Here is an 8,969-nt window from a genome sequence, read left to right as displayed (position 1 = left end):
ACGTTGAGCGTGCTCCAGTGATTCAAGGAGCACATCCAGCGGCCGGGCCATCATCAGTTCCGGGTCGATCTTCCAGAACCACGCCAGGTCATAAGCGACCTCGATCAGTTGCTTGATGGTGTCGACGCCGCACTCATGAAAAAACTGGCCACCGCCCAGCTCAATGCGTTGAAGTCGGCCAGATCCAGCTGGTTGACCGACGACGGCGGGATGCCCGCGCAAACCGCGATGTACTTCGCCGCGACATCCATATCCAGACTGACTTCTTCGTTTTTGTCGATCTTGTACGGCAGCGATTTAATGGCGCGGACTTCCTGCACCGTCGGACGGCGCATCGTCAGCTCGGTGACGGGCTCGCCGTGAGCCTCGATGGCGACCTGCAACTTCATTGAATCACTCATTGCCAACTCCCATTGACGCCATCAAATTGCAGTTCGACTTCGCCTTCATCGCCTTTCAAAGAAGGCTCATCAACCAGGTACGCGCCCGACAGGACGTACACCCGACCATTTTTGAACTCACAGGTGACAGTCATATCTCGACCGTTGACCAGGGTTTTGAGCGGGAAGCCCGCTTCAAAGAGCGTGGTCATCTTCAGGTAGGGCGCCAGTTCTTCTTCCTTGTAGAAACCGGGATAAACCGTTTCCCGCTTTACCGTCATGAGCGGTGCTTCTGCGCCACCCTTAATTGTTAACTGCGTTCCATCTACTTTGACGTAAGCGGTGCCCGCGATTAATTGACCCATGGTCTGTCTCTCCAGAATGAAAAAGCCCGCGCAGGGCGGGCTGGGTGTTCGGGGTCAGCGTTACGCCGCGGCGTCGTACTGAAGGCGGAACTGGTTGAGCATCGCGAAGATACGCAGGCCGTTGATGTAATCCGGCGGGAACAATACGTTCACCCGGCTCGGGTCGTTGCTGTCGCGCTCGACCACCAAGTGTTCGGCGAACAGCTCGGCATTTTCTACGTGGCCTTCATTTTCGAGCTTTGCATACTGCGCGATCAGCTCGCCCCGGATCGTGCTCGGTGTGACGATCGGCTGACCGGCGCCGAACTTCGTGCCGTCGCTCGCCAGCTTGTGGCGTCCGTATTTGCTGGTGATTACGCTCTGCATGCGCCGGACGATGTACGCTGATTGGTGCATGGTTTCGCTATCCAGGTACGAGTTATCAGCCTGACCATAGGCATTCTTCTGGTAGGTGGTGATTGAGCGCTGGATGCGTACGTAGCCGCCTTCGTAGTACGCGGTGGCCATGCCGTAGTTCAGCAGCGACTGACGCTCCGTCAGGGTGAATCGGTCGCTGGCCGGCGCCGGGTCGAGCCCTGGAAGACTGCCGCTTTGGGTTGGACGGCTGGCATCGGCCGAGATGAACACAGCGGTGCGAGCGGCCAGCGCCGCTGCCTGCACCCAGAACGGTTGTGGCACGCTGGGCTCCATGGCCTGAATGGTCATGTGCTGATCGTTTCGGGCCTGACCAGCCGCAACCAATGTACCGAGCGTGCCACGCTTCGCGCTGTAAACGTGACCGAACAATTGCTTGGCCCAGCTCCAGCGGCCTGTGCTGTCGTCCATCGCATCTTTCCAGGCGTTCAGCGTGGTGACGTCGGACCAGGGCACGCACATGAACTCGAAAGGCTCATCGCCCAGCGCCGCGATGGCGTCCAACTGGTCCGGGGCACCGACACCAGCGGTCATTGCCGTGGCAACCACTGCCAGTCCGGTCGGGGTCATTTCGCCATTGGACTTGCCCAAGCGATTCATGGCGATGCTGATGTCATTACCGCTTTCGCCCGCCCATTTACAGGTCAGCGTGACGATCCCATCCACGGCCGCCGCCGTGACCGGCAAGTCTGGGGAGGCATTGATTTTGACCGCCAACGCGCCAGCGGCAACTGCCGCAGTCGCCGCGGCTACCACCGTTGACTGAACGCGCACACCGCCGACATACACATTCAACAGACCCGCCTCGGTGGCGGTGCCAGTCAGGGTGATGGTTGCGCTGGCAACTGCGCCCGAGTCCTTGATCAGCGGCAGGCACCAGATTTCGCCAATGGGGTCGGTCTTTCGCCAGGTCTCATACATAGCCGCCAGCATCGATCCCTGGCCGCCAATGTCTTTGGCCAGCGCTACGCTGGACACCAGCACCAGCTTGCCGATGCTTTCGCTGGTGGCGTTGTCGTTGACCTGGGCGACGATCAGCCGGCGCATGGCCGACGACGCGCTGTTGGCCGCCGAGTTATCCATTTCCGCATAGAACAGCGGCACACGGATATCGGCGGGGATGTTGCTGAATCCGATAGCCATTATTGAGCGTCCTCGGTCTTCGCCGCGCCTGCGGCTTTGGTGGATTGTGCTTTCGTGCCTTTGATCGTGACGTCACCATCGGCAAGGCGACGGCGCCACCAGGCAGTGTCGGGAACTTCCCGGCCCTCGGCGGGCAATAGGTCGCCAGCCTCCGGATCGGGCACAGCACGGCCATCGGCCGGCACCACGGTGATGCGCTTGGTCATGGTGTTACGTCTCCAGTAAATTGGACTTCAATGCGCCCATCCGGGCCGGGGCGTTTCAAGTTGGGATCTGCGGGGTCGATGCAGTCCATGTTGAACTTCACACCAGTGAAATCGGTGAGGCCGTCGAGTTCGAGTTCGTGCCAGGTTTCAGCGGGATCGCCTTGGCGATTTCGGCCAAGCCGGAACTGGGAGACGAACGCGAACTGATAGATCACACGGCTCCGGCTGATGTGAACTAATACGCCATTGTTGTATTCGAGCGGCTCGTATTCCGGGCCGGGCTTCCAGCCAACCAGCGCCCGCCAGAGTTCGGCGCGCAGGTCATGCAGCAAATCATTTGCCTCCTGACCGCGTTCATCGCCAGCATCGAGAACGATCACCACTGTGAACTGATCCGTGATGTCCTGAATGACTGCGTTTTGGGCCTTGTTCGGTGTAGCCGCATCAGCTGAGGCGATTACGTAAGCCGCTGGCATAGGGAGCTTTGCGCTTTCAACAACAGCGTCCCAGTCGATCCCGCCCGCCACACGACCGGCAAACGAAGGGCAAGCCAATCTCAGGTGAGCGACTATCGGACTCAACTTCATTGATCAAATCTCAGGTATAAAAAAACCCCGCATCAGCGAGGTTTTTTTGAAGTGGACATTCAGCCTTTAGTAAAACTTTCCAGTATCGAGCCGACATCGATGTCAGCCGGCAAGGGGAGCGGCATAACTGCAATATCAGATTCGTTGGAGAACTTTCCCTGGGCCAGCTGGCGGGCGTTACCGTTCACCGACTTAAACTTGCCCGCGTCATAAAGCCAGATATGGGGCGAGCTCTTGCCATTAAGGGTCAGGTTCCAGCAGCCAACCATGGAGTGACTCCCCACGACTTTCGAATCACATTCGACGGACCCGTTCGGATGTATCTTGTGGTTCAGGTAGATGAGCGTAATACGATCGATTGCACTGCTCGGCGCCTCACGAGCTGCTTCGGCTGCATGGGCCTTCATCACCAACGCCAACATGGCGATAGGAACAAGCGAGATCAACGCTTTCATAGGTAACTCCCTGTATTTAAAACAGCAAGCCTATCCCAAAGCGGTTTCGCCAGTCACCCCAACGCAGCCGCGAACGCGGAGAATAGGATGGATTGCACCTGCGCCGATGAGTCCTGAAGGGCATCCGCCATGTAGTTGTCCCGAGGCTTGATACGCCATTCACCAGCTGCGCGCTCGGCAACAAGCCTGGCCCGGGCTCCGGCTGCGCGGCGGTTCTTTCTTCCCTTGCCTTTACCGGGCGCAAGCTTTCCGGGACGCCGACCTTGCTTCACACCGTAGTGCAGGTAGGCCGGGTAGAACTCCCCCATTTCAGGGGTGAGCGTCGGGGAGATTTTCACCATGAATCCCGATCGGGACACCTTGAACTTTATGGACTCGACCGTTGCCCCGGTTCGGTTGACCGGGTATCCATCCTGGCCCTTGCCAAGCACAAGGTTCATTTGAGCATGCTGGGTGACCAACAAACCCGCCTTGCGCATACCTGCGCGGATCTTCCTTTTATCGAAGGCGTCTCTTTCAAAATCCTCGAAGCCTTCAACGTGCAGGTAACTTTCGACCGAAGCCGAGTTAGCCATAGATACCTCCCCCGGGCCGTTCTGGCCCCTGCTCTTCAACTTCAAGAAGGGTGTAACGCCGCGTACCATTCATGTCAGCGACCCTGCGCACCCGGTAGATGATGGAGCCATGCAACACTTCGTGGGCGTCGCTCATTCCCTTCAGGTAATAGAAGGTCACCCGATGGGTAATCTTCACATCAGTCTGGACGCCGTTCGCGTAAACAGCGGTGCCGACAGGTTCGATCTTTGCCCAGCGGTTTTTCTGCTCGGTGAATACTGAGTCAAGTCCTTGGTCCGGCGCAGGGATATCTGTCCGCAATCGGATCGTGATGCGTCTGTCCAGTTCACCGGCACTCGGTTCGCGCATGGCCATGGTCAGAACCTCGGCGGAACGGTGATATCAGCCACCAGGTGATCAAGAAACGCAGACGGCAGTTCGGCCAATGTCTGACCGACCAGGAACATTTCCGGATGTCGGTAGATAGTTGCCGCCGCCATCAGCAGCCAATTGCGCACGCCGGGGTGCAGTTCCAACTCGAGTGCGGCCTTGTAGCGAATCCGAAGCGGGCCAGAAGGACGGCCCGCGCGGAAAGACAGGAAGCTTTCACGCTGCTCCTGACGCAGCTCTATCGAGCCCGTATGCGCAACCCATGAACCATCAGGCTGCTGGACCTCAACCGATACGACCTCTGTAGCCTGACCGACATCCAGCGCGTGCCCAGAGGGAAAGCCCGCCGGCCATTGTTCTTCGTAGATCGCGCCGCGGATTCCGGCACCTGTCCTGGATTCGCACTGAGTGGTGACGCCAGGGATGATGATCTGCTCGATCAACCCCGGTTCCATGTCTTCAGGTTCAAGCCGGCACTGGAAGGCCACTTGCTCCAACGTCAGGACGGGCTCGCCGAAGTACTCGATTCGACGGGCCATGGCTTATGGTTTCTCTTCGTTTTCGTTTTCGTTTTCGTTTTCGTTGTCGTTGTCGTTGTCGCCGCCATCGTTGCCACCGCTGGTTGGTGTGGCGGGAAGTTTATCGCCGGCTTTGCCGGCTTTTTTCTTGGGCGCCTTTGCCTTTGGCGTCGGATCACCGCCCCCCTCATACGCCTCAGCGAAACCCTTGGACTTCAGGCCATCAGCAACCGCCTCGTCAAACCCGGCCAACTCATCAGCCGAGTAACCGCGCCAGGCTTTCAGAAAACGCACCACAACTTTTTCGCTCATCGCTTGAACCTCAGATATGCAAAGCCCCGCCGAAGCGGGGCAAAGGGATTACATGCCAGCGCCCCACTTCACGCCGACCGCGACCACGATGCACTCCACGTGGCGCGGACCAAAGTCGTGCTTGGCGATCACCTTGACCAGCGTCTGATCACGTTGGAAGGCGCTGACCATGTTGCCTTCAGAGTCCTTATACGCGGCCTCGCTACTGAACGAGATCGTCAGGTCCATGTCTTCGCCGATCATCATGTCTGCGAAGTTGACGAAGTAGAATTCAGTCTCGTTGCCACCCGCGCCAAGGTTCACCGGGATCTGATTGCTCAGACCAACCGGATAACCTTTGAACACGCCCTGTTCAATTTCCGGGTAGGCCTTGTTGCCGTTGCCATCACGCAGCGATTGCAACCAGCGGAACACGCGCGGATGCATCAGCCAACCGCAGTCCTTCATCATCACGTTGGCCGTTTCGATGCGAAGCATCATGCCGCCGCAGAACAGGTCGATTTTTTCCAGGGTAATGTCGGCGGTGTCGGGAGCCGGTAATACGTTGAACGCCTGTGCCCAATAGCGCATGCCCTTGGGCAACGAGCCCGTGCCATCTGCCCGGATAAAGTGCAGGTCTTCCGAGAGCCCCATCGACACTGCCAGGTCGCTGACAACGATATCATCGGTTCGCGGGCTGATCCCTGCGTTGGCGATCAGGTCATTCGAGATAGGCACAATCGCGGCGGCTTTTTTCGCAGACAGTTTCGTGTCCGCGAACGTCATACCCGTGACCGGAATATCTGTTTCGGTACCGATGTACGTGACGACGGTGTTGCCAGTGATACGTGGCATAGTCAGGTTGCCATTGTTCAACGGCAGACTTCGGGTACCCATCTTGCGCACAACCGACATCGGGCGTAGAGCCTCGATAATCTCGGTGGCGAAGTTTTGAGGAACTAACACACCACCGGCACCCGGCGTCACGGTGCTTAGCGCCATGGAAACCTCAGTGGAAAAACCACCTTGTTGCGCCATTTGAGCGGCCTGCTGCTGATTGCCTCCGGCGGCGGCCAGCAAACGGACCATCTGAGCCATACGCACCCCTGGTGCATCAGCTGGACCCGAACCGGAAATGTAACCTGGTGGCGGGCTGGTCCGGCCTTGCGCCGATTCACTTACCGGTACCGCATTGGCGGCTGCCATTCGCTCGGCCTGTTCCGCTCGACTGATCTTGTCAGTCAGCGCATTGAATTCAGCCTCCAAACTGGTGAATTGAGCCAGCTGCTCCGCCGACAGGGTTTCACCACTGGACTCAAGCTTGGCCAGAGCCTGAAGCGAATCATTGAGTTTGGCGCGTTCGCTACGCATTTGAAGTACAAGGGACATGGTGCCTCCTGGGCATTAAAAACCCGCACTGGGCGGGCTTCGGTGACTGCCGCGAACGCGGTCAGATCAGTGTTTGGAAATTCAGTGCGGCGGCACGGACCGATAGGCGACCTTGCTGCCGGTTGGCGCGGCTCAACTCGACCGAGTGCGATAGCTCATCGACAGCCTGTTGCGGGCTCTGCATGCGATCGGCAAGGCCAGCCGTAATACCCGCCTGCCCCCGATACAGCCCGGCTTCAGTTGCCATCACCTGCTGCACGGACAACCCGCGATACTCGGCTACTGCGTTGACAAAGAGCTGGTAGCTCTCCTGCACAACGTCGTTAAGGTATTTGAGTGACTGATCGCTCAGCGGCTCATGAGGACTAAGGTCGTTTTTGTGGGCCCCCGCAAACACGGTGGTCACCTTGACGCCCATGCCCTCTTCCATTTTGGAGCGGTCCATGTGACTAGCGATGACACCGATCGAGCCGACGCCACTGGTCTGGCTCACCACCAGTTCACTACAGGCCGAGCCCAGTAGGTAACCGCCGCTGTAGGCCATAAAATTGACGATGCCGGTGATAGGTTTCTGCTGAGCCATGGCGCGGATATCGGCCGCCAGTTCGAACGCGCCAACGGCAGAACCGCCAGGGCTGTCGATGTCCAGCACGATCCGCTCGACCATCGGATCTGCAACAGCGTTGCGAACTTGAACTCGCAACGCTTCATAGCTAGTCATCGTTTCGCACATGCTGATATGGCTGCCGCGGCTGACCAACACGCCGCTGACCGGAATCACCTCGATACCGGTCCGGGCGATTGCTGTACGGCGTTCTTCTTCGCGTTGAGCGATGCGGTCCATTCCGTCATCTGCCCAAAGTGCTGCACCGTCCCGGGCGCCGATGTTGACGATGTTCAAGCTCATTGCCTGGTTGGCCCAGCGAACGCCGAGGTCCAACATATCAGGCGACACCAGCAACGGCTGATTGAACAGTAGGCTGGAGGCTCGTAGGTAGTTTTTCATTGCGCCAACATCCTCTCGATTTCAGCGTGCTGAAGCTCAAGGTTGGCTCGCACGTTTGGTTTAGTCAGGTCCGGGGCGCCCTTACCTGCGTCCACCATATTCATGGGTTGCAGGTAGATATCGCCGCCCGGTACCGGGGGCATGTTCTCCAGCCGCCGGATGTCGTTGACGCTGAGCCAGCCCCATTGCCGGCCAATGGCATACGCTTCGTACCGGCTCTTCTGGTCACCGCGCAGCAGACCGGACAGGTTGAACTCAATGAAGTAGTCGCGCCGGTCAGCAGGCAGCAGAAAGTCGCGCATCATCGACTGTTCGTGACGCTTGACCCAGGGCAACAGGGCGAAAACCACGAACTGGATCATCAATTGCTCAAGGGTGTTGTAGTTGGACTTCTCCAGGTCATTGACCATGGGCAGCGGAATCTTGTAGATCCGGGCGATATCGGTACCGCTGGTTTTGAGGATGCCCAACACCTCGGCGTCCACGTTGTTCATGGAGACGGGTTTGAAGGTCATGCCCTCTTGCAGCAGCGCGACTTTCTTGGCGTTGTCCATACCGCCGAACTTCGCGCCCCACTGATCGACGATCTTGTCGATGCTGCCCTGGTCCTTGATCGACGGCGCTTCACGCGGCCGCTCGATCACGCCGGAGACGGTCACACCATTGGCGAAGCTTTTGCCGGTGTACTGCCTCACGGCTTGGGCCAAACCTATCGACTCGGCGTGCACTTCAATCGGCGACAGCCCAACATAGTGGTTGGTGCTGAACCATCGCACGTGGTGGATCATGCGCATCGGCAGAGCTTCGCCGCCGCCGATCCGGTAGTACGGCAGCATGTCGCCGCCCTTCAGCACCTGGACCTTGTCGTTGCACAGCGGCCACAGTGCGATGATGTTGCCGTCCTCCCGGCGATCGATGAAGCTGTAACCGTTGCCGCGCAACCCTGCGGCACCCTGCGTGCATTCCCGGTATTCATATGGCGTTTGAAAGCCATTGGGTTGATACCGAAGGACGTCATACGCCGGATGGTTGATGGCTGCCTCTCGCTGGCCTTTGTCCAGGCGCTTGTACATCTCGCAGGGCAGTTGCCCCATGGTCTCGGCCAATAGCGTGACGCAGTTCTGCAGGATGGGTAGGCCCAACGCCGATTCGGGTGTGACCTTCACGCCTGAGCTGTTGCGACCGCTGCCGATCAGTCCCCGCCAGAAGCCGCTGCCCGTGTCTGTCAGATTGCCGCGCCCCTCGCCGAGCACGCTTGAAAAGAACATGC

13 protein-coding genes are annotated in these 8,969 nt (G+C 58.6%); all 13 read right to left on the bottom strand.

Features of this window, described 5'->3' with window-relative positions; all coding sequences use genetic code 11:
- Window positions 1-104: 104 nt before the first annotated feature.
- Window positions 105-401, bottom strand: coding sequence for a phage tail assembly protein (locus ACA044_RS06810; RefSeq protein WP_497445685.1), 297 nt, complete (start codon window positions 399-401; stop codon window positions 105-107).
- Window positions 398-745, bottom strand: coding sequence for a phage tail tube protein (locus ACA044_RS06805; protein ID WP_258696439.1), 348 nt, complete (start codon window positions 743-745; stop codon window positions 398-400). Before ACA044_RS06805 ends, ACA044_RS06810 begins: the two co-directional genes overlap by 4 nt.
- A gap of 60 nt (window positions 746-805) precedes the next feature.
- Entirely contained in the window at window positions 806-2,302 is a 1,497-nt protein-coding gene (locus tag ACA044_RS06800) for a phage tail sheath subtilisin-like domain-containing protein (protein ID WP_497445684.1), read from the bottom strand.
- On the bottom strand, window positions 2,302-2,508 hold the full coding sequence (locus tag ACA044_RS06795; RefSeq protein WP_497445683.1) for a DUF2635 domain-containing protein: 207 nt from the start codon (window positions 2,506-2,508) through the stop codon (window positions 2,302-2,304). Before ACA044_RS06795 ends, ACA044_RS06800 begins: the two co-directional genes overlap by 1 nt.
- Window positions 2,505-3,095, bottom strand: coding sequence for a phage tail terminator protein (locus ACA044_RS06790; RefSeq protein ID WP_497445682.1), 591 nt, complete (start codon window positions 3,093-3,095; stop codon window positions 2,505-2,507). The genes ACA044_RS06795 and ACA044_RS06790 overlap by 4 nt, the downstream gene beginning before the upstream one ends.
- Before the next feature lie 59 nt (window positions 3,096-3,154).
- Window positions 3,155-3,550: a hypothetical protein gene (locus ACA044_RS06785; protein ID WP_497445681.1), complete on the bottom strand. Its 396-nt coding sequence runs from the start codon at window positions 3,548-3,550 to the stop codon at window positions 3,155-3,157.
- Window positions 3,551-3,603: 53 nt separating this feature from the next.
- Window positions 3,604-4,125 (bottom strand): hypothetical protein, encoded by a 522-nt coding sequence (locus ACA044_RS06780; protein ID WP_258696444.1) that lies wholly within the window; start codon window positions 4,123-4,125, stop codon window positions 3,604-3,606.
- Window positions 4,118-4,480, bottom strand: a complete 363-nt coding sequence (locus tag ACA044_RS06775) for a phage head closure protein (RefSeq protein ID WP_497445680.1) — start codon at window positions 4,478-4,480, stop codon at window positions 4,118-4,120. The genes ACA044_RS06780 and ACA044_RS06775 overlap by 8 nt, the downstream gene beginning before the upstream one ends.
- A gap of 2 nt (window positions 4,481-4,482) precedes the next feature.
- Complete coding sequence (locus tag ACA044_RS06770; RefSeq protein ID WP_497445679.1) at window positions 4,483-5,034, bottom strand: hypothetical protein; 552 nt, start codon at window positions 5,032-5,034, stop codon at window positions 4,483-4,485.
- A gap of 3 nt (window positions 5,035-5,037) precedes the next feature.
- Window positions 5,038-5,325 carry a hypothetical protein gene (locus tag ACA044_RS06765; protein WP_497445678.1) on the bottom strand — a complete coding sequence of 96 codons (288 nt, stop codon included), beginning with the start codon at window positions 5,323-5,325 and terminating at the stop codon, window positions 5,038-5,040.
- 48 nt (window positions 5,326-5,373) lie between these two features.
- Window positions 5,374-6,693 (bottom strand): phage major capsid protein, encoded by a 1,320-nt coding sequence (locus ACA044_RS06760; protein WP_497445677.1) that lies wholly within the window; start codon window positions 6,691-6,693, stop codon window positions 5,374-5,376.
- A 61-nt stretch (window positions 6,694-6,754) separates the two neighbouring features.
- Complete coding sequence (locus ACA044_RS06755) at window positions 6,755-7,699, bottom strand: S49 family peptidase (protein ID WP_497445676.1); 945 nt, start codon at window positions 7,697-7,699, stop codon at window positions 6,755-6,757.
- Window positions 7,696-8,967: a phage portal protein gene (locus tag ACA044_RS06750; RefSeq protein WP_497445675.1), complete on the bottom strand. Its 1,272-nt coding sequence runs from the start codon at window positions 8,965-8,967 to the stop codon at window positions 7,696-7,698. The genes ACA044_RS06755 and ACA044_RS06750 overlap by 4 nt, the downstream gene beginning before the upstream one ends.
- Window positions 8,968-8,969 lie beyond the last annotated feature (2 nt).

It is taken from the genome of Pseudomonas sp. LBUM1673, assembly GCF_059695645.1.
Note: the sequence above shows the minus strand (reverse complement) of the source record. Positions and strands in the feature narration are given on the sequence as shown.

Bases quoted from the DNA above. Each gene is read 5' to 3' on its own strand.
- ACA044_RS06810 (WP_497445685.1), bottom strand. From the start codon at position 401: ATGAGTGATTCAATGAAGTTGCAGGTCGCCATCGAGGCTCACGGCGAG.
- ACA044_RS06805 (WP_258696439.1), bottom strand. From the start codon at position 745: ATGGGTCAATTAATCGCGGGCACCGCTTACGTCAAAGTAGATGGAACG.
- ACA044_RS06800 (WP_497445684.1), bottom strand. From the start codon at position 2,302: ATGGCTATCGGATTCAGCAACATCCCCGCCGATATCCGTGTGCCGCTG.
- ACA044_RS06795 (WP_497445683.1), bottom strand. From the start codon at position 2,508: ATGACCAAGCGCATCACCGTGGTGCCGGCCGATGGCCGTGCTGTGCCC.
- ACA044_RS06790 (WP_497445682.1), bottom strand. From the start codon at position 3,095: ATGAAGTTGAGTCCGATAGTCGCTCACCTGAGATTGGCTTGCCCTTCG.
- ACA044_RS06785 (WP_497445681.1), bottom strand. From the start codon at position 3,550: ATGAAAGCGTTGATCTCGCTTGTTCCTATCGCCATGTTGGCGTTGGTG.
- ACA044_RS06780 (WP_258696444.1), bottom strand. From the start codon at position 4,125: ATGGCTAACTCGGCTTCGGTCGAAAGTTACCTGCACGTTGAAGGCTTC.
- ACA044_RS06775 (WP_497445680.1), bottom strand. From the start codon at position 4,480: ATGGCCATGCGCGAACCGAGTGCCGGTGAACTGGACAGACGCATCACG.
- ACA044_RS06770 (WP_497445679.1), bottom strand. From the start codon at position 5,034: ATGGCCCGTCGAATCGAGTACTTCGGCGAGCCCGTCCTGACGTTGGAG.
- ACA044_RS06765 (WP_497445678.1), bottom strand. From the start codon at position 5,325: ATGAGCGAAAAAGTTGTGGTGCGTTTTCTGAAAGCCTGGCGCGGTTAC.
- ACA044_RS06760 (WP_497445677.1), bottom strand. From the start codon at position 6,693: ATGTCCCTTGTACTTCAAATGCGTAGCGAACGCGCCAAACTCAATGAT.
- ACA044_RS06755 (WP_497445676.1), bottom strand. From the start codon at position 7,699: ATGAAAAACTACCTACGAGCCTCCAGCCTACTGTTCAATCAGCCGTTG.
- ACA044_RS06750 (WP_497445675.1), bottom strand. From the start codon at position 8,967: ATGTTCTTTTCAAGCGTGCTCGGCGAGGGGCGCGGCAATCTGACAGAC.